At 69.0% G+C, this 17777-nt stretch carries 17 protein-coding genes; 9 read left to right on the top strand and 8 right to left on the bottom strand.

The window, feature by feature from the left end; all coding sequences use genetic code 11:
- Positions 1 to 11 precede the first annotated feature (11 nt).
- A complete protein-coding gene (locus FV560_RS20095; protein WP_200837581.1) occupies positions 12 to 152 on the bottom strand; it encodes a hypothetical protein in 141 nt (46 codons plus the stop codon).
- Between the two features lie 471 nt (positions 153 to 623).
- On the opposite strand from FV560_RS20095, the gene FV560_RS08355 reads away from it, so the two are divergent.
- The 5 genes from FV560_RS08355 to FV560_RS08375 all read left to right on the top strand — a co-directional run bounded on the left by FV560_RS08355 (position 624) and on the right by FV560_RS08375 (position 8127).
- Positions 624 to 2261 (top strand): BCCT family transporter, encoded by a 1638-nt coding sequence (locus FV560_RS08355; RefSeq protein WP_159621057.1) that lies wholly within the window; start codon positions 624 to 626, stop codon positions 2259 to 2261.
- A gap of 286 nt (positions 2262 to 2547) precedes the next feature.
- A complete protein-coding gene (locus FV560_RS08360) occupies positions 2548 to 3342 on the top strand; it encodes an HAD family hydrolase (RefSeq protein WP_159621058.1) in 795 nt (264 codons plus the stop codon).
- Complete coding sequence (locus FV560_RS08365; RefSeq protein ID WP_159621059.1) at positions 3342 to 5765, top strand: glycoside hydrolase family 65 protein; 2424 nt, start codon at positions 3342 to 3344, stop codon at positions 5763 to 5765. Before FV560_RS08360 ends, FV560_RS08365 begins: the two co-directional genes overlap by 1 nt.
- Positions 5766 to 5827: 62 nt before the next feature.
- Positions 5828 to 6271: a hypothetical protein gene (locus FV560_RS08370; protein WP_159621060.1), complete on the top strand. Its 444-nt coding sequence runs from the start codon at positions 5828 to 5830 to the stop codon at positions 6269 to 6271.
- 170 nt (positions 6272 to 6441) lie between these two features.
- Positions 6442 to 8127, top strand: coding sequence for a dihydroxyacetone kinase family protein (locus tag FV560_RS08375; RefSeq protein WP_159621061.1), 1686 nt, complete (start codon positions 6442 to 6444; stop codon positions 8125 to 8127).
- Between the two features lie 81 nt (positions 8128 to 8208).
- Here FV560_RS08375 and FV560_RS08380 read toward each other — a convergent pair whose 3' ends face one another.
- A complete protein-coding gene (locus FV560_RS08380) occupies positions 8209 to 8658 on the bottom strand; it encodes a nitroreductase family deazaflavin-dependent oxidoreductase (protein WP_159621062.1) in 450 nt (149 codons plus the stop codon).
- Between the two features lie 83 nt (positions 8659 to 8741).
- On the opposite strand from FV560_RS08380, the gene FV560_RS08385 reads away from it, so the two are divergent.
- Positions 8742 to 10100, top strand: coding sequence for a cryptochrome/photolyase family protein (locus tag FV560_RS08385; protein WP_159621063.1), 1359 nt, complete (start codon positions 8742 to 8744; stop codon positions 10098 to 10100).
- Positions 10101 to 10167: 67 nt separating this feature from the next.
- Here the strand turns inward: FV560_RS08385 and FV560_RS08390 are convergent, their stop codons facing one another.
- The 4 genes from FV560_RS08390 to FV560_RS08405 form a co-directional block, all read right to left on the bottom strand.
- Positions 10168 to 10848, bottom strand: a complete 681-nt coding sequence (locus tag FV560_RS08390) for a hypothetical protein (RefSeq protein ID WP_159621064.1) — start codon at positions 10846 to 10848, stop codon at positions 10168 to 10170.
- A gap of 139 nt (positions 10849 to 10987) precedes the next feature.
- Entirely contained in the window at positions 10988 to 11839 is an 852-nt protein-coding gene (locus FV560_RS08395; protein WP_159621065.1) for a hypothetical protein, read from the bottom strand.
- A 49-nt stretch (positions 11840 to 11888) separates the two neighbouring features.
- Positions 11889 to 12431, bottom strand: coding sequence for a DUF421 domain-containing protein (locus FV560_RS08400; protein ID WP_159621066.1), 543 nt, complete (start codon positions 12429 to 12431; stop codon positions 11889 to 11891).
- A gap of 52 nt (positions 12432 to 12483) precedes the next feature.
- On the bottom strand, positions 12484 to 14061 hold the full coding sequence (locus FV560_RS08405) for an amidohydrolase (RefSeq protein ID WP_159621067.1): 1578 nt from the start codon (positions 14059 to 14061) through the stop codon (positions 12484 to 12486).
- Positions 14062 to 14238: 177 nt separating this feature from the next.
- Here FV560_RS08405 and FV560_RS08410 point away from each other — a divergent pair, with 177 nt between their 5' ends.
- On the top strand, positions 14239 to 14703 hold the full coding sequence (locus FV560_RS08410) for an SRPBCC family protein (RefSeq protein ID WP_159621068.1): 465 nt from the start codon (positions 14239 to 14241) through the stop codon (positions 14701 to 14703).
- A gap of 99 nt (positions 14704 to 14802) precedes the next feature.
- On the opposite strand, the gene FV560_RS08415 is transcribed toward FV560_RS08410, so the two are convergent.
- Positions 14803 to 15177 (bottom strand): winged helix-turn-helix transcriptional regulator, encoded by a 375-nt coding sequence (locus FV560_RS08415; protein WP_159621069.1) that lies wholly within the window; start codon positions 15175 to 15177, stop codon positions 14803 to 14805.
- A gap of 98 nt (positions 15178 to 15275) precedes the next feature.
- Between FV560_RS08415 and FV560_RS08420 the strand changes: the two genes are divergently transcribed.
- Both FV560_RS08420 and FV560_RS08425 read left to right on the top strand, forming a co-directional pair.
- Positions 15276 to 16133 (top strand): SDR family oxidoreductase, encoded by an 858-nt coding sequence (locus FV560_RS08420; RefSeq protein WP_159621070.1) that lies wholly within the window; start codon positions 15276 to 15278, stop codon positions 16131 to 16133.
- A 90-nt stretch (positions 16134 to 16223) separates the two neighbouring features.
- Entirely contained in the window at positions 16224 to 17267 is a 1044-nt protein-coding gene (locus FV560_RS08425) for an LLM class flavin-dependent oxidoreductase (RefSeq protein ID WP_159621071.1), read from the top strand.
- A gap of 4 nt (positions 17268 to 17271) precedes the next feature.
- On the opposite strand, the gene FV560_RS08430 is transcribed toward FV560_RS08425, so the two are convergent.
- Positions 17272 to 17769: a GNAT family N-acetyltransferase gene (locus FV560_RS08430; RefSeq protein WP_159621072.1), complete on the bottom strand. Its 498-nt coding sequence runs from the start codon at positions 17767 to 17769 to the stop codon at positions 17272 to 17274.
- Between the last annotated feature and the right edge of the window lie 8 nt (positions 17770 to 17777).

Raw genomic sequence — 17777 nt, forward strand, 5'->3', positions numbered from 1 at the left:
CGTGAGGTTGGTCAGTGCTGGTCCGGCGTCCGATCCGCAGGCTCGGATCGCAAGAGGTCGGCCGCCTCCTCCTCGGGCCGCGGCGGCAGGTTCTCATCCTCCTCCAGCAGCTGCACCTCGTCGTACTCGGATGGATCGGCTGGTGCTGACATCGCGACCTCCTCACGCCTGTGGTGGTGACGATAGTGCGGTGGGGTCCGGTGCGCGCGAGGAGGGTCCCATGAGCACCCAGGTAGAAGGGCACCCATTCGGTAACGAGGGCACTCGGGCCGTCTGACGGCGGCCATCGACTCCATGTGCGCGATGACCCACACCACCGCGTCGCCATCTCCATCGACTCGCCCGCTCCTTGCGAGGGTCACATCACCCCGGCGCGCCCGTCACCGGCCACTCCAGGGCGAGGAGCGGCTGTTCCGCCTGGATCAGATCTTGGCTGTGATTCCCAAGCATTCCAGAAATGTGAACACGATCGTGAAGAACTCCTGTGGCATCTGGTGCCCCATTCCGGTTGCCGCCGGCCGTGATCTGCACCACAGTGGTGCGGATCGATCGGCTCGGTAGGGCGGGCAGAACGTTCGCGCCTGCCTGGCCGTCGCTGCTGTCGGCCGACCGAAAGGCGCACCATGTCCGAAGGATCCTCCACACCGACCGGAACACTGGAACGCTGGGCCACTGCCCTGCGGCTGAAGACGGACCCGACGATCTTCTTCGTCTCAGCGGCCTGCATGGTCTTCTTCCTGATCGTGCTGCTGCTCCTGCCGTCGCAGACCGCCGACGCCTTCACCGCGGCCCGCTCCTGGATCGTGACCAACCTCGGCTGGTTCTTCATCATGGGGGTGAGCCTGTGGTTGCTGTTCCTGGTGATCCTGGCGCTCAGCAAGTACGGGAAGATCCGGCTCGGCTCGGACGATGCCCGGCCCGAGTACAGCAATGTCTCGTGGTTCACGATGCTCTTCGCCGGTGGCATCGGCACGATCCTGATGTTCTGGGGAGTGGCCGAGCCCATCTACCACGCCGCACAACCGCCGCGGGCGGGGGTCGAGCCGCACTCGGTGCAGGCCGCCGAGGATGCCATGGCCTTCGCGCTCTACCACTTCGGGCTGCACACCTGGACGATCTTCACCCTGCCCGGGCTGGCGTTCGGCTTCTTCGTCTACCGGTACAAGCTGCCCATGCGCGTCAGCTCGGTGTTCTATCCCTTCCTGAAGAAGAAGATCTACGGCCCGATCGGCAAGACCATCGACATCTTCGCCATCCTCGGCACCTTGTTCGGTGTGGCGGTCTCGATCGGCCTGGGCACCTCCCAGATCAACGCCGGCCTGTCCGAGTTGACCGCGCTGCCGGATGCGGTCTGGGTGAAGGTGCTGATCATCGTCACATTGACGGCGGTGGCCGTGACCTCGATCGTGCGCGGCCTGGACAAGGGCGTGAAGACCCTCTCCAACATCAACATCGGCATGGCCGTGGGCCTGATGGTGTTCGTGTTCATCTTCGGGTCCACAGTCTTCCTCGCCCGGCAGATCATCGAGACCATCGGTATCTACGGGCAGCAACTGATCCCGCTGTCGTTCTGGAACGACGCGATGGCGCCCTACACCGACCCCGAAGGCTGGGGCTGGCAGGCCGGCTGGACGGTGTTCTACTGGGCCTGGACCGTGACCTGGTCGCCGTTCATGGGCATCTTCCTCGCCCGCATCTCCAAGGGACGCACCATCCGCGAGTACATCATCGGCGTGCTCGTGGCTCCGACACTCTTCACGATCATCTGGTTCTCGATCTTCGGCTGGTCCGCACTCGAGTTCGACGGCATCGGTGGCAGCGGCGGTGAGATCACCCAGAAGGTCGTCACCGAGAACAACGTGCCATTGGCGATGTTCACCTTCTTCGATCAGTTCGCCGTACCCGACGGAGTGATCACACTCATCCAAGGTTTGGCAGTGCTCATCGTGGCGATCTTCTTCGCGACCTCCTCCGACTCCGCCTCCCTGGTGGTGGACATGCTCTGCACAGGTGACGCCGGCTCCGGCCCGGTCGGGCAGCGGATGTTCTGGGGTATCGCCGAGGGTGTGCTCGCGGCCTCGCTGATCGTGCTGGCCGGCGATGCGGGGCTGTTCGCTCTACAGCAGGTGATCACCGTGGTGGGCCTGCCGATCTTCATCCTGGTGTTCGCGATGCTGTTCGCCCTCGCCCGCGGCATCCAGCAGGATCGGCGCATCAAGGCCCAGGAGGAGGCGCTTGCCAAGGTGACCGGCATGTCCTGACCCGTGGACGGCGGAGGGTTGCTTGGCATGCATAGGCGCCCCTCCGCCGTCGGAACCTTGCGAAGGGGCCCAAGACTCGGGGTCTCCCCGTTCCAGGGGTCGAAAGTTCGGCCCCTGAGCGGCTCGGGGGCCGAACATTCGGCCCCTGGGCGGGGTGGGCGAGCGGCACAGATGCCCCGGTGGACGCCCGCTGGCGTGGCCGCGATGTTGCGGGAGAGCAACGATCAACGAAACTCGACCCGCCGCGCTCGACATGCCCCCACCCATCGGCACTAACGTGCTCGTCATGGCCTCCCCCCAGACTCTCGCCGATCTCGGTCTGCCCGCTCACGTGCGCGCCTGCCTGTTCGACCTGGACGGCGTACTGACCCGCACCGCGACACTGCACTTCGCTGCCTGGAAGGAGACATTCGACGCCCTGCTCGCCGAGCGTGGCCTGCCGGTGTTCACCGAGGCGGACTACGCCGCGCATGTCGATGGCCGACGGCGGTACGACGGCGTGCGTACCTTCCTCGCCTCGCGTGGCATCCACCCCGCGGAGGGAACGCCCGACGACCCGCCGGAGGCCGAGACGGTCTGTGGGATCGGCAATCGCAAGGACGCCGACGTACGCCGCATCCTCAACGAGCGCGGCGTGGAGACGTTCCCAGGTTCAGTCGCCTACCTGGAAGCGGTACGCGCGGCTGGGATTCCCGCGGCAGTGGTGACCGCGTCCGCGAACGCGGTAGCCGTGCTCACGGCCGCCGGGCTGATCGATATGTTCGACGCGCGCATCGACGGCGTCATCGCCGCGGAACGCTCCCTGCCCGGCAAACCGGCACCGGACACCTTCCTCGCCGGCGCCGAGGCACTCGGCGTGGCTCCTCGCGAGGCGGTCGTGATCGAGGATGCGATCGCAGGGGTGCAGGCCGGGCGCGCCGGCGACTTCGGCTACGTCATCGGAGTGGACCGGCTGGGGCATGCCGACGCGCTGGCCGAGGCCGGAGCCGACGTCGTCGTCGCTGACCTCGGCGAGCTGCTCGCGGACCGCTCGTCGCTGGAGCAGGAACCCACCACCGCCCCGACCACCGAGGAGTCCTGATGACCAACGGACACGGCCAGCACGCCACCGGTGAGAGCGGCGACTCGACCACCTACGCCACCTCCCGGCACGGCTACGCCATCCACCCCTGGAAGCTCGCGCGCTCGGGCTTGATGCCGGACGAGATCGCGGCGAGCGAAACGCTCTTCACCCTCTCGAACGGGCACTTCGGCATGCGCGGAACCCTGGAGGAGGGTGAACCGCGGGCTGTGCCCGGGACGTACATCAACGGCTTCTACGAAGAGCGTCCCCTGCCGCACGCCGAGTCCGGCTACGGGTTCCCCGAGTCCGGTGAGACGGTCGTGAACGTCACCGACGGCAAACTCATCCGGCTGTTCGTCGGCGATTCCCCCTTCGACCTGCGGTACGGGACCACCCATTCCCACGAACGCGCCCTGGATCTGCGCACCGGCACCCTCGACCGGGAAACCGAGTGGACGTCGCCGAACGGACAGTCGGTGCGGGTCACCTCCCGCCGGCTGGTCTCCTTCGTGCACCGGTCACTGGCTGCGATCCACTATGAGGTCGAGGCCCTCGACGACAACGTCTATGTCGCGCTCTACTCCGACCTGCTCGCCAACGAGCAGAACGCGGCACCCTCCTCGGACCCGCGGGATGCCGCCGTGCTCGAACGTCCACTGAAGTCGGAGGCATCCGCGGCACGTGACCAGCAGGCGGTGCTGGTGCACCGGACCCGGCGCAGCAGGTTGCGGATGGCAGTCGGCATGGACCACGTGCTGGAGGTTCCCCAGGGCGCACAGACCACGATCGAGGCGGACAAGGACCTCGCCCGCTACACCGTGACGGCGCAGCTGCCCAAGGGGTCGAAGCTGCGGATGGTCAAGTATCTGGCCTACGGGTGGTCGCACCGCCGGTCCGGTCCCGCCCTGCGCGACCAGGTCGAGGCAGCGCTGGCCGTCGGCAAGCTCATCGGCTGGGACGAGCTTGCCGCGAAGCAGCGCGCGTACCTCGACGACTTCTGGGAACACGCCGACGTCGAGATCGACGGCGATCCCGGGCTGCAGCAGGCGGTACGGATCTCGATGTTCCACGTGCTGCAGTGCTCGGCCCGTGCGGAGGGTCAGGGTCTGGGCGCCAAGGGGCTCAGCGGCATCGGATACGACGGGCACACCTTCTGGGACGCCGACCTCTTCGCACTCCCCATGCTGACCTACACCAAGCCACAGGCGGCCCGCGACCACCTCACGTGGCGGCGCGACACCCTGCCACAAGCACGCGAGCGGGCGACCGAACTGGGGCTACACGGAGCGGCATTCCCGTGGCGCACGATCACCGGGAAGGAGTGCTCGGGCTACTGGCCGGCAGGAACGGCGGCCTTCCACGTCAACTCTGCGGTGGCCGACGCGACGGCCCGGTACGTGGCCGCGACGGGTGACTGCGAGTTCGACCGCGGGCCCGGGACTGAGCTGCTCACCGAGACTGCCCGGCTGTGGATGTCCTTGGGGCACTTCAACACCGACGGGTCATTCCACATCGATGGGGTCACCGGGCCGGACGAGTACACGGCGATCGTGGACGACAACCTGTACACGAACGTCACGGCACAGGCGAACTTCACCGCTGCCGCCGCCGCGTGCGAGCGCAACCCGGAGAGCGCCGCCGGACTCGGGGTGACCGAGGAGGAAGTGGCCGGGTGGCGACGCGCGGCTGCTGCCATGGCGATCCCCTACGACGACGAACTGCAGGTTCACGCCCAGTCGGAGGGATTCACCCGGCGGGACGAGTGGGACTTCGAGGGCACATCGGATGAGTTCTACCCGCTGCTGCTGAACTTCCCCTACTTCCAGATCTACCGCAAGCAGGTGATCAAGCAGGCCGACCTCGTGCTGGCGATGCAACTGCGAGGGGACCTGTTCACTCCGGAGCAGAAGGCACGGAACTTCGCCTACTACGAGGCCCGGACTGTCCGCGACTCCTCGCTGTCCGCAGCCACACAGGCAGTGCTGGCAGCCGAGACGGGCCACCTGGAACTCGCTTACGACTACTGGGCCGAGGTGGCACTGGTGGACCTAGGCGATCTGCACGGCAACGTCGACGACGGTCTGCACATCGCCTCGATGGGCGGATCGTGGCAGGTCGCCGTCTCCGGGTTCGGCGGTATGCGCGACCACGGCGGGCATGTGACCTTCGCGCCCCGGCTGCCGAACGAGCTGACCCGCCTGCGTTTCCGCATCCGGTGGAACGGTGCGGTGGTCGAGGTGGACGTTCGCCGCGAGGACGGCACCGACACCGCGACCTACCGGCTGGTCGAGGGTGAGTCGCTGCGCACCTCTCACCACGGGGAACCGGTCGAACTGTCCGGAGAGGAGCCTGTCCGCCTCGCGATCCCCGCCCCCACGGGTGTGCTGCCGGTGACGCACCCGGCCCGCCGCGCACCGACGCGACGGGTGCCGCAAGCCTGACGGGTACCTCTGCCCAGGCACGACCCTCGACCAGGCACACCAGCAGGGAGCAGACTACGGCCATGTCGACGCCAGCCTCACCGCACCCCTCCGAGCCCACCGACGGCGCGGGCCATCACCCCGACGGCCCGTACCGAGCCGGTCAGCCAGGCGCCTACGGCTATGAACAGGTGCCACGACAGGGCAACCCGCCAGGGAAGGTCGCGCTGGCGGCTGGGATCGCGGTGGTGGTGCTCGGCTTGGTGCAGCAGGGCCTGAGCAACCTCATCCCCTCGCTCGCGGACTCCTTCGATCTCGCCAGTTCGACGCTGTACCAGCTCCTCTACGGTCCGACCAATGTGGTAGTCACGGTACTGGCGCTGGTCGCCACGGTGAGCGGCGCGATCGGGGTGCGTCGCACCGGCTCGCCGCGGATGGCAGCCGCGGCCGGGCTCGCGCTCGGACTTGCCTCGCTCGCCTCTTCGGTGATCGCCCTCGCCACGTACGGTCTGTATTTCCTCTTCTAGTGACCGAGCAGGCGCTCGTGCCCCCACTGTCTCAGCATGAGTACCGCCTGGCGGACGGGCGCCCGAACACGGCAGGATTGAGAGCGTTCACACGAACGACTGAACGTGGCGCCGTCGCCCGACCCCAGACGTCGCCCGATCGAAGCTGGCGCGACCTCGAGGAGTCTGCGATGACAACGGTGTTCAACGATCCCACCCAGTTCGCCCAGGAGATGCTCTCCGGCTTCTGCCGGTTGCACGCCGACACCGTGCAACCCGTCACCGGTGGGTGCGTGCGCGCGACCGACACACCGGAGGGCAAGGTCGCCGTCGTCATCGGCGGCGGCAGCGGCCACTACCCGGCCTTCGCCGGCTGGGTGGGTCCTGGTATGGCCGACGGCGCCGTCGTGGGCAACGTCTTCGCCTCCCCGTCCGCTCAGCAGGTGCACGCTGTGGCCAAGGCCGCCCAGCGCGGAGGCGGGGTGTTCCTCTCCTACGGCAACTACGCCGGGGATGTGCTGAACTTCGACCTCGCCCAGGAGCGCCTGAACGCCGAGGGTATCCCCACCCGCACCGTGGTGGTGGCCGACGACATCACCTCCGCGAGCGCCGAGGAGCGGCACAAGCGCCGCGGCACCACCGGTGACCTCGTGGTCTTCAAGATCGCCGGAGCCGCTGCGGAAGCCGGCTACGACCTGGACGGTGTGGTGGAGGTGGCCCAGCGCGCGAACGATGCCACCTACTCGTTCGCGGTCGCCTTCGCCGGCTGCACTCTTCCGGGCGATCCGGACCCGTTGTTCACGGTGCCGAAGGGGCGGATGGGCGTCGGCATGGGTGTCCACGGCGAGCCGGGCATCGCCGAGGAGGACGTGCTGCCTGCAGCGGACCTGGCCCGCATGCTCGTGGAGAAGGTCCTGACCGAACGTCCCGACGGCGCACGCCGGGCTGCCGTCTTGGTGAACGGCCTCGGGGGGACCAAGTACGAAGAGATGTTCGTGCTGTGGAACGACATCGCCCCGCTCCTGGAGGACGCGGGCGTCCAGATCGTGGCACCCGAGGTCGGTGAGCTCATCACCAGCCTGGACATGGCCGGGGTCTCCCTCACCCTGTTCTGGCTGGACGAGGAGTTGGAGAAGCTCTGGGTGGCTCCCGCCCAGACGCCCGCGTTCCGACGTGGCAGCGCCATCACCACCACCCGCCGCGACCCTGCCGCGATCGAGGACGCCACTACCGTCACCTACCCGGAGTCCACTACCGAGTCCCAGGCGAGCGCGCGGGCACTACTGGCGATCGGCCAGCGTGTGGCAGCGGCCCTGCACGAGCACGAGACCGAACTCGGCAAGCTGGACTCGATTGCCGGCGACGGCGACCATGGACGCGGCATGACCAGCGGTGCCGACGCTGCTCTGAAGGCTCTCACCGAAGCCGTCGAGGCTAGGGCCGGGGCCGCGTCCGCCCTGGCGGCCGCCGGGGACGCCTGGGGTGATCGCGCCGGCGGCACCTCCGGTGCCCTGTGGGGTGCGGGGCTACGGGCCGCAGCGGGTGAGCTGACGGACGACTCCGCCGTCACCGGGGCCCAGGTGCGCGCAGCGGTACGCGCGGCGCTGGAGCACATCCTCTCCTACGGCAAGGCCGAACGAGGGGACAAGACGCTGTTGGATGCACTGATCCCCTTCACCGAGGCGCTCGAGCAGGACGAGGGCGAGCTGGCGCAGGCGTGGGCTGCCGCCGCCCAGGTCGCCACCACGGAGGCGGATGCGACGGCGGACCTCACCCCGCGCATCGGGCGCGCCCGGCCACTGGCCGAGCGGAGCATCGGGCACCCGGATCCCGGAGCGATCTCCCTCGCCCTGGTGATGCGCACCGCCGCTCGCTGACCGGGCCGACACGGGTACGCCGGTCTGCGGCACTCCGCTGTTGCAGACCGACGTACCCGTGTCACACCCGCCTCAGCGCTCCTACTCGTCGATCGGCTCCAGCAGGAACACCGGGATCAGCCGGTCCGTCTTCTCCTGGTACTCCGCATAGGGGGCGTACAGGGCCACCGACCGCTGCCACCACTCCTCGCGCTCAGCACCTTCTGCGAGCCGTGCGCGGTACAGCCGCGGCTCAGCTCCGTCCTGCACCTCGACCACCGGGTCGGCGAGGAAGTTGTAGTACCAGACCGGGTGCTCGGGAGCACCGCCCTTGGAGGCGACCGCGGCATAGACACCGCCGGACTCCACACGCATCACCGGGTTCTTGCGGAGTTTCCCGGATCGGGCCCCACGCGAGGTGACCACCACGATCGGCCACTCCGGGCGCCCCCTCAGGGTATTCGCCTCCTGCCCTCCGCTGGCCTCGTAGGCCTCGACCTGCTCGCGCACCCACGCGGTGGTGCTGGGCTCGTACTCTCCGTGAAGTCTCATGCTCGCCACAACGCATGTGTGCTTAGGGTGATTCCGTATCCGCGCCACCCGCAGGTCGGCGCGCCCCGAGCGGAAGGTTCCGCATGGATTCCCCCACCGTGGTCTGGTTGCGCCGCGACCTCCGACTCGCGGACAACCCGGCGCTGCTCGCCGCTGCCGAGCGCGGAGCACCCGTGATCGCGGTCTATGTGCTGGAGGAGCATACGCCGGGCGTCCGGCCGCTGGGCGGAGCCTCCCGCTGGTGGTTGCACCACAGCCTGGCCCAGCTCGCGGACCGCCTGGCGGACCGTGGCGGAACGCTGGTGCTACGGCGGGGGAACGGACCCGAGCAGGTGCGAGACGTCGTCGGCGAGGCCGGAGCCACCCGGGTGTTCTGGAACCGGCGGTACGGCCACGGGCGCCACGCCGACGCCGTGTTGAAGGACGGGCTGCGCGCCGGGGGCGTGGAGGTCGAGAGCTTCGCCGCGAATCTGCTCAGTGAGCCGTGGACGATCCGTACCGGCGAGGGAAAGCCCTACCAGGTGTTCACCCCGTTCTGGAGGGCGTTCCTCGCGGGGCCGGAGCCGCGGGGTCCGCTGCCGGAACCAGCGGAGATTCCCGCACCGTCCACCGGGCCCGCCACCGATGACCTCCAGGACTGGGGCCTCCTGCCGACGCGGCCGGACTGGGCGGGAGGGCTCCGCGAGACCTGGGAGCCGGGCGAGGTGGACGCCGCGCGCCGGCTGGAGGAGTTCGCCACCGGCGCGCTGGCCGAGTACCACCGGCGCGATGAACCGGCCGCTGAGGTCACCTCCCGCCTGTCCCCCTCGCTGGCGTTCGGGGAGATCAGCCCGTTCCAGATCTGGCATCGCCTGCACCAGGATCTTCCCGACGGCGCACGGCAGAACCAGGGAAAGTTCCTCAGTGAGGTGGGCTGGCGCGAGTTCCACCATCACGTCGCCTTCCACGCCGAGGACCTGGCCCAGGTGAACGTCCGGCGCCAGTTCGACGCCTTCCCCTGGGGCGAGGCACCCGAGGAGGAACTGAACCGGTGGCGCTATGGCCACACCGGGATCCCGCTGGTCGACGCGGGAATGCGAGAGCTGTGGCACACCGGCTCCATGCACAATCGCGTGCGGATGGTCACCGCCTCGTTCCTGGTGAAGAACCTGCTGGTGGATTGGCGCATCGGGGAACAGTGGTTCTGGGACACGCTCGTCGACGCCGACGAGGCGAACAATCCGGGCAACTGGCAGTGGGTCGCAGGATCCGGGGCGGACGCCGCCCCGTACTTCCGCATCTTCAACCCACTCACCCAAGCGCAGAAGTTCGACCCGGGCGGGGCCTACGTGCGGCGTTGGGTGCCGGAAGCACAGACGGGGGACTATCCCGAGCCCATCGTGGATCTGGCCGAGAGCCGGCGAGCTGCACTCGATGCCTACGAGCTGGTCAAGCGGTCATGAGCGCCGTGGGGGAGGTGCTGGCGTCCGCTGACGCGAGCGCCTCCCCCACCGGTGCCGTCACGGTTCCTCAGACCTGGCTCACGGTGAGTTCGGTGAGGGCCACGGCCTGCTCGGTCTGGCCATCCTCACCGATCACCAGCACCTGGAAGAAGCCTCCGTCGACCTGCGAGAGCACCACCGCCGCCGGCATGCTCATGGTCTCCCCGGTCAGGGCAACTGCCCGCTCGGTTCCCGCCACCACTACGTCTTCCGGTTCGCTGATGTCGTCGTAGGCGCTCGTCGCCGAGTCGACCGTGGCGTCGAAGTCATCCTCGACAGGGATCCACTGCACGAGCACGCTCGCGGCGAGGCCCTCGCTGGAGGTGAACGTGCAGGTCTGCGATCCCATCAGCTCGTCCGACTCCCCCTCCCCGACGGCGAACCCGACAGCATCGCCGGCCTGCTCCGCGGAGACCACAGTGCACGGGTCGAAGTCCTCGGCGGGGGCCACGACATCGCCACTGGGCTGCTCCTGCTCGTCACTGTCCTCAGCGACCTCGCCCTCAGCCTCTTCGTCCTCGGCCCCGCCGCTCTCCTCGGTAGCCGTGTCCTCGCCGTCCTCGGCGGCTACTTCGGTACCGCTCTCCTCGGAACCGGTGGCCGCAGCGTCCTCGCTCGCGGGCTCACTGCAGGCAGTCAGAGCCAGCAGCAGTCCCATTCCGGCTGCGGCAGCAGCGTGACGGACCCGGATCGTGGTGACGTTCTTCAACGGTGTTCTCCCTCGTGCCGGGACCTCCCCGGCTCACACCGTCGACGCTAGGTGCGGCGCCGCGCGGCGGGAATGGGCAGCGGTGCCCGTGTGTGCCTGCTCACGCACCGGCACCTGCCCGGACGTCGTCCGCCGACGATCACTCGCAGCCGGCCACACCGGGGGGCAGCGCCCGCAGGTTCAGTGCGGCTCCCGCGTCGCCCAGACCCTGCTCGGCCCCGTACCGGAACGTCTCCTCGGCGACGTCCTCGGGCAGCACCCCGCACCCGTCCTCCCCGAGCACCTCGGCAGCGGGTGGCCCGGGCCACGTGGAGGGGAGGGCTGCGCCGTCGGGGATCTCACCATCCAGCTGGACGGCAGCGATAGGCACGGCTTCGCCGGTGGAGACGATGTTGACGCGAAGTAGGTCGCTGACCTCCCGCAGCACGTCGCGGGCGCGACGCTCGGACCAACTCAGACCGTCGGAGAACCCAGTGCCATGGCCGTGCACCTCGGCTGAGGCGGTGGAGACCCCGTTGTCGTAGCGCAGGTAGGTCCAGTCCAGGTCGGGGCGATCGATGCGGCCGAACTCGGGGCCACCGAAGAGCGCCCGCTCGGCCACCTCCCGCAACTCGGAGACCGCGCACGGGAGCAGGTAGCCGGTCCGCCAGGGCCCAGCCGAGTCATCCGGGCCGGCGCTGCCGGGGCTATCGGCACTGTCGTCTGGGCTCTCGCCGGCGCTCTCAGTCACCGGCTCCACCACGCTGGAACCATTCTCGGCCTGGACCACCACGCCGTCGGCGTAGACGACGGTCACCAGCGCCCACGGGCTCTCACCCTGCGCGATGGTGAGCAACGGGAACGACTCGCCAGGTGCCGTCGCGGGAGGCGACTCCCCCTCGCACGTGATCGGTTCCTGCTGCTCGATCCCGATCACCGAGCACGCGGTGACCACCGCCGCCCCCATCGCTATCGCGGCTCCGGCGGCCACGAGCCTGAACCCCTGGTGCATACCGGAGAGCCTAGGACAGGTTGGCGGTCCGCGGTGGCAGAGGGCCTGGTCAGCGCAGCAGCTCCCGCGGTACCAGATCGGCCCCTCGTACCCCCTCCAGCAGCTGGGGCTCGATCCCGTCCCCCCGGCGCAGCACGCTGATCGCACCGGAAGGCTCGAAGATGACCGCCGCCACTTCACCGCGGTGTCGGATGCCCGCCTGCCGCAACCGGGACGCGAGCTCGTGCTGGACCACGTGGCAACGCTTCATGTTCTCCTCGATCACCGTCGACCCGGCCATCAGCACCACCGGTGGAACGGCGACGGCATGATTGCCCGAGCGGGTCACCCGGATCATCCCCGCGACCGCCTGCAGCAGGATCAGGGTGGCCAGCGCGAGCACACCCGCTGCCAGCCGGGGCACCTCACCCAGACTGGCGCGGCCGATGATCGCGCCGAAGGCGACCACGGCAGCAAGGTCATAGCTGGACATCGTGGCGAGCATGCGCTGTCCGAGCACCTTGACCAGGACGACCATCGCGACATACATCCCCACCGTCCCCGCCACCACCGCCAGCGCTTCGGTCGGTGTGATCAGCAGCAGCTCGTCCATGGTGCCCTTTCTCGCGCGGTTCGGCTCGCCGTCGACAGTAGCGAGGGGCGACTCACAGTGCGCGGTGTGTCCACCGTCCGCCGAGCAGGGTGGCGAGGACGTCCGGACGGCGCAGCGCGTCCGGGTCGGCACGCAGCGGATCCTCGGCCACGAGCACCAGGTCTGCGGGATCTCCCGCCCGTAGGTCGAGTCGCGCGCGCCCCGTCGACGCACGCAGCGCCTCCCGGGCGCTGATCCGCTGCTCCGGGTGCCACGGGGCGCGACCGTCCCGGCTACGGGTCACCGCGGCGGCGATCGCAGCCCACGGGTCCAGCGGTGCCACCGGCGCGTCGGAACCCAGTCTCAGCCCGGCCCCGGCGTCCAACAGCGATCGCAGCGCGAATGCTCGCCCGGTCTGGTCAGGCCAGTACTCCTCGGCGATGTCGCGATCGTCCATCGCGTGCTCGGGCTGCACACTGGCGGTGACCCCCAACTGGGCGAACCGGGGCAGGTCCGTGGGGTGCACGAGCTGGGCGTGCTCGATCGTAGCCGGCAGGCCGGGATCCCCGACGGCGGAGCGTGCGTTCGCGTAGGCGTCCAGGGCTGCCGTCACGGCTGCGTCGCCGATGGCGTGCACGGCAGTACCCAGACCTGCCCGGCCGGCGCGGGAGATGAGACCGGTCAGGGCGTCGACGTCGTACTCGAGGTGGCCGTGCTCGCCCGGGACGTCCCCGGCGAGGTGCGGTTCGGCCAGGTGACCGGCGTACGGGTGCCGGCAGTACGCCGTCCTGGTGTTGAGCGAGCCGTCGGCGATGATCTTCAGCGGTCCGACGGTGACCAGGCCGTCGGTGCCGGGGAGAATCTCGCCGGTGCGCAGGCCGGCGTCGATGACATCGTCGAGACGGTCAGGGTAGAAGCCGGCGCGGACCCGGAGCGAGCGCACGCCGGCCATGATCCGGCCCGGCCAGGTGGCGAGGTTGTCGGCCATCTCCAGATCGACGATGCCGACGACGCCGCGTGCTGCGGCTGCGTCGGCGGCGCGGCGCAGTGCTCCGGCATCGGTTCGCTCCAGGTGCTCGGTGTGTGAGTCAAGACTGCGGGAGGTGGCGAACCACTCGGCCTCGCGGACCACGCCGTCGGGATCGGGGTGCACGCCGAGCCACCGCGCGGCCGGGGTGGACAGCCAGGCGCAGTGCAGATCCCAGGCAATCAGCACTACGGGCCGGCCCCCTGCTGCCTGGTCGAGCGACTCCTGGGTCGGTGGCTGCGGCCAGGTCGCATCCCGGAAACCGTAACCGACGAGCGGGCCCGAGGCTTTCGAATCGTCAGCGGCCGCGCGCACGATCTGCAGCAGGTCGTGTGCGGACTCGGCGCGGGTGAGGTCGAGGCGCTCACGCCGCAGCGCCCACTGCCGGAAGTGCACGTGCGAGTCCCACAGCCCGGGCAGGAGCACAGCACCGTCGGCGTCGATCTGCTCGGCCGTTGGCAGTGCGGCGGCAGTCGGCTCGGCGTGCGTGCCGGCGATGCTGGAATACACGGTGCCGGTCGGGGTGATCCGGGCAACCCGACCGTCGGCGATCAGCACATCCAGCAGGTCGTCGCTGCCCGGGCGGCGCACGCGCCGGAGCAGCAGCGGAGGCGGTTCACTCACCCGGCGACCCTAATCCAGAAATCCCACGTCGATGTGGCTCCTCCCTCCCGAAATCCCACGTCGATCTGGCGGTTGCCATCCCGACGCAACCGCCAGATCGACGAGGGATTTCCGGATCGGGGGCAGGCACCCACTGCCCCTCGCGCACGTCGGGGCGGCGGCTGGCAGACTGCCTCCATGCCCATGGTGGAGGCGGAGGTGACCGTCGAGGTCGACCCTGCGACAGCGTTCGCCGTCTCCCAGACCACGGGAGAGGTACGACTGCGCTGGGACCCGTTCATCCGCCGTCAGGGGTTCCTCGACGGCGCCACGGCGCCCGCCAAGGGCGTACGGACGCTGACCGTGCACCGTAGCGGGCTGCGGATGGTGAGCGAGTACGTCTCCTACGCCCCGCCGCGGAATGCGGGAATGCGGATGGTGGACGGGCCGTGGTTCTTCGAGATGCTCGCTGCCGGCTGGCGGTTCGAGGCCATCGACGGCGGAACGCGGGCCGTGTGGAAGTACAACTTCCGGTGCCGGCCACGTTGGCTTGCTCCGCTCGCCGAGCAGATCGGCACCTCGGCCCTCGGGCGGGACCTACGCCGCCGCATCGATGGGTTCGCGGCGGGGTGTGCCGACCCTGAGGTACTGAGATCGCTGTAGGACGGCACATGACTCGCGGGATCGAGTTCACGACGGTGCGGTGAGTGTCGATACCTCGGCGATTCTCGACACCCATGCCACCCTCGTGGCGCGGCAGGCTCACCCGTCAGCGAGCATCTCCTCGGCGTGGCCGGCGATCCACCGCAGCAACGGCGTGAGGTGGCCAGCGAGCTCGTGTCCCAGCGGCGTGAGCTCGTAGTCGACGCGGGGCGGGATCGTGGGCTGAGCCTCCCGGTGGACCAGTCCGTCGCGCTCGAGGGTGCGCAAGGTCTGGGCGAGCATCTTCTCGCTGATCCCGTCGACGGCGCGGCGCAACTCACCCCAGCGCAATCGGCCGCCTGTCAGAGCGACCAGCACCAGTACACCCCACTTGCTGGTGACGTGGTCCAGCACCACCCGAGTGGGGCAGTTCTCGGTGTAGGTTCCGGAACTGAGATCCAGGATGTCCGGTATGACCTGGGAACTTACCTTCATGACAGTACCTTACTAGAAAGTGGGTACCTGCGTCTGGGAAGTTGACGAGTACCGAGCCTGTTGATGGTCACGACATCCACCAACCCAAGGAGAAGTCCATGTCCCTCGCCGTCACCGGAGCATCCGGCCACCTCGGCCGTCTCACCGTCCTCGCCCTGCTCGATCGCGGCGTCCCCGCCGATCAGGTCGTCGCCACCTCCCGCAGGCTCGAGGCGGTCGCTGACCTCGCCGGCGCCGGTGTGCAGACCCGCGCGGCCGACTACGACGACCCGTCCACGCTGAGCACGGCGTTCACCGGGGTCGAGACGCTACTGCTGGTCTCCAGCGATGCCGTAGGTGAGCGAGCACGTCAGCACCGCAACGTCGTCGACGCTGCCGTCGCCGCCGGCGTGCAGCGGATCGTCTACACCTCGGCCCCGCACGCGGACACCTCCGCTCTCGTGCTCGCACCCGAGCACAAGGCCACCGAGGAGATGCTCGCCGCCGCACCCGTGACCACCACGATCCTGCGGAACAACTGGTACACCGAGAACTACACCGACGCCGTCGCACGGGCTCGCGAGACCGGCGAGTTGGTGGGATCAGTGGGTGAGGGACGGGTCGCGAGCGCCTCCCGCAAGGACTTCGCCGAGGCGGCAGCAGCGGCGCTGACCACTGACGGGCACGACGACGCCATCTATGAACTCACTGGTGACGTGGCATGGACGCACACCGATCTCGCCGAGGCGACCTCCGCCGTCGTGGGCCGGGAGGTGACATTCCGGGACCTGAGCCCCGCCGAGCATGAGGCGACTCTGCGCGAGGCCGGACTCGACGAAGGAACCGCCGGCTTCGTCGTCGCGCTCGATCAGAACATCAAGGCGGGCCTCCTCGCCGAGGTGACCGGTGACCTGGCCCGCCTCATCGGCCGTCCGACGACGCCGCTGGTCGATGGACTACGGGCGGCGATCGGCTGAGCCGGCTCGCTGAACGGGCTGGGTGAGGGCGCGGGCTCTCCCCAGCCCCGTTCTGGATCACTGGGTCGGCGGAATAGCGCTACCCGCCGCATGGTTGTGGAGCAGGTGAGCGCGCGAAAGAACATCGGCTTCCTCTCCTTCGGGCATTGGAATCCGCATCCCACCTCCGCCACCCAGACCGCAGCTGACGCTCTGCTGCAGAGCATCGACCTGGCGATCGCCGCCGAGGAGCTCGGCGCGGACGGCGCGTACTTCCGCGTGCACCACTTCGCTCGGCAACTCGGCTCGCCGTTCCCGCTACTGAGCGCGGCGGGCGCGAAGACGAGCCGCATCGAGCTCGGCACGGGCGTCATTGATATGCGCTACACCAACCCGTTGGCTTTCGCTGAGGACGCCGGAGCGGCGGACCTGATCGCCGGGGGCAGACTCCAACTCGGGATCTCACGGGGGTCACCGGAGCAGGTGATCGACGGGTGGCGCTACTTCGGCCACGAGCCCGCCGAAGGCGAGTCCGACGCGGATATGGCCCGCAAGAACGCCGAGGTGGCACTGGAGATGATCTCGGGCAAGCAGTTCGCCCAGCCGAATCCCCGGCCGATGTTCCCGAACCCTCCGGGGATGCTGCGCATCGAGCCGTACTCGGAGGGCCTACGCCAGCGCATCTGGTGGGGCGCAGGCTCCGATGCAACGGCACGGTGGGCAGCGCAGCAGGGCATGAATCTCATGTCCTCGACCCTCAAGGACGACGAGTCCGGCAAGCCCTTTCACGTGCAGCAGCGCCAGCAGATCGAAGCATTCCGTACGGAGTGGGCCCAGCACGATCACGGTGTCGAGCCGCGGGTGTCGGTGTCGCGGTCGATCTTCGCGATCGTCGACGATCGGGATCGGCGCTACTTCCTCGGCAGCGGGGACCGCGACGATCAGTTCGGGTACATCGACAGCACGCGATCAGTATTCGGTCGCTCGTACGCCGACGAACCCGAGGCGCTCGTCGAGCAGCTCCGGGGCGACGAGGCAATCGCCGCGGCGGACACACTGCTGCTGACGGTGCCCAACCAGCTGGGCGTGGACTACAACGCTCACGTCCTCGAGTCCATCCTCACGCACGTCGCGCCTGCGCTCGGCTGGCGCTGAGGGACTAGGCGAGGTACCGGCGCATTTCTGCGTTCGGAACGGCAACTCCACGGACCATATTGTCCGGGCGATCGGCCACCACAACGAATCCGAGGCGTTCGAACGCCGGCTGCGCGCTCCGGCTGGCAAAGGTCCGTAGTTCGGTCAGGCCCCAGGCACGCGCGTCGTGCATGACAGCAGTCAGGAGGGCGCGGGCGATGCCCCTGCCTCCAGCTCGTGGATGGACGAACACCATGTCGACCAACCCGTCCGGCGTCAGGTCCGCGAATCCCACGACGACGCCTTCGACCTCTGCCACGAGTGTCGCCGCTTTTCGCCGCCGCATGTCCCAGGTGGTCAGGTCAGTGCGAGCGGGCCCGGCCCAGGCCTCCACCTGGTCAGGTGCATAGACCGAAGCGGCCGTCTGGCGAATCGCGGCTTGGAAGACGTCGAAAGTCGCTGTGGCGTCATCAGGGCCTCGGTAAGCGCGGATGTCACACGGTGTTGGCGCTGCGATCGACATCGCAGCAC

This window comes from Ruania rhizosphaerae, assembly GCF_009805705.1.
In the GTDB taxonomy this organism is placed as follows: Bacteria; Actinomycetota; Actinomycetes; order Actinomycetales; family Beutenbergiaceae; genus Ruania; species Ruania rhizosphaerae.

Excerpts from the sequence above, each read along its gene's own strand:
- FV560_RS08355 (WP_159621057.1), top strand. The coding sequence starts at position 624 with ATGTCCGAAGGATCCTCCACACCGACCGGAACACTGGAACGCTGGGCC.
- FV560_RS08425 (WP_159621071.1), top strand. The coding sequence starts at position 16,224 with ATGGTTGTGGAGCAGGTGAGCGCGCGAAAGAACATCGGCTTCCTCTCC.
- FV560_RS08370 (WP_159621060.1), top strand. The coding sequence starts at position 5,828 with ATGTCGACGCCAGCCTCACCGCACCCCTCCGAGCCCACCGACGGCGCG.
- FV560_RS08380 (WP_159621062.1), bottom strand. The coding sequence starts at position 8,658 with ATGAGACTTCACGGAGAGTACGAGCCCAGCACCACCGCGTGGGTGCGC.
- FV560_RS08375 (WP_159621061.1), top strand. The coding sequence starts at position 6,442 with ATGACAACGGTGTTCAACGATCCCACCCAGTTCGCCCAGGAGATGCTC.
- FV560_RS08385 (WP_159621063.1), top strand. The coding sequence starts at position 8,742 with ATGGATTCCCCCACCGTGGTCTGGTTGCGCCGCGACCTCCGACTCGCG.
- FV560_RS08400 (WP_159621066.1), bottom strand. The coding sequence starts at position 12,431 with ATGGACGAGCTGCTGCTGATCACACCGACCGAAGCGCTGGCGGTGGTG.
- FV560_RS08430 (WP_159621072.1), bottom strand. The coding sequence starts at position 17,769 with ATGTCGATCGCAGCGCCAACACCGTGTGACATCCGCGCTTACCGAGGC.
- FV560_RS08365 (WP_159621059.1), top strand. The coding sequence starts at position 3,342 with ATGACCAACGGACACGGCCAGCACGCCACCGGTGAGAGCGGCGACTCG.
- FV560_RS08395 (WP_159621065.1), bottom strand. The coding sequence starts at position 11,839 with ATGCACCAGGGGTTCAGGCTCGTGGCCGCCGGAGCCGCGATAGCGATG.
- FV560_RS08420 (WP_159621070.1), top strand. The coding sequence starts at position 15,276 with ATGTCCCTCGCCGTCACCGGAGCATCCGGCCACCTCGGCCGTCTCACC.
- FV560_RS08360 (WP_159621058.1), top strand. The coding sequence starts at position 2,548 with ATGGCCTCCCCCCAGACTCTCGCCGATCTCGGTCTGCCCGCTCACGTG.
- FV560_RS08410 (WP_159621068.1), top strand. The coding sequence starts at position 14,239 with ATGCCCATGGTGGAGGCGGAGGTGACCGTCGAGGTCGACCCTGCGACA.
- FV560_RS08415 (WP_159621069.1), bottom strand. The coding sequence starts at position 15,177 with ATGAAGGTAAGTTCCCAGGTCATACCGGACATCCTGGATCTCAGTTCC.
- FV560_RS20095 (WP_200837581.1), bottom strand. The coding sequence starts at position 152 with ATGTCAGCACCAGCCGATCCATCCGAGTACGACGAGGTGCAGCTGCTG.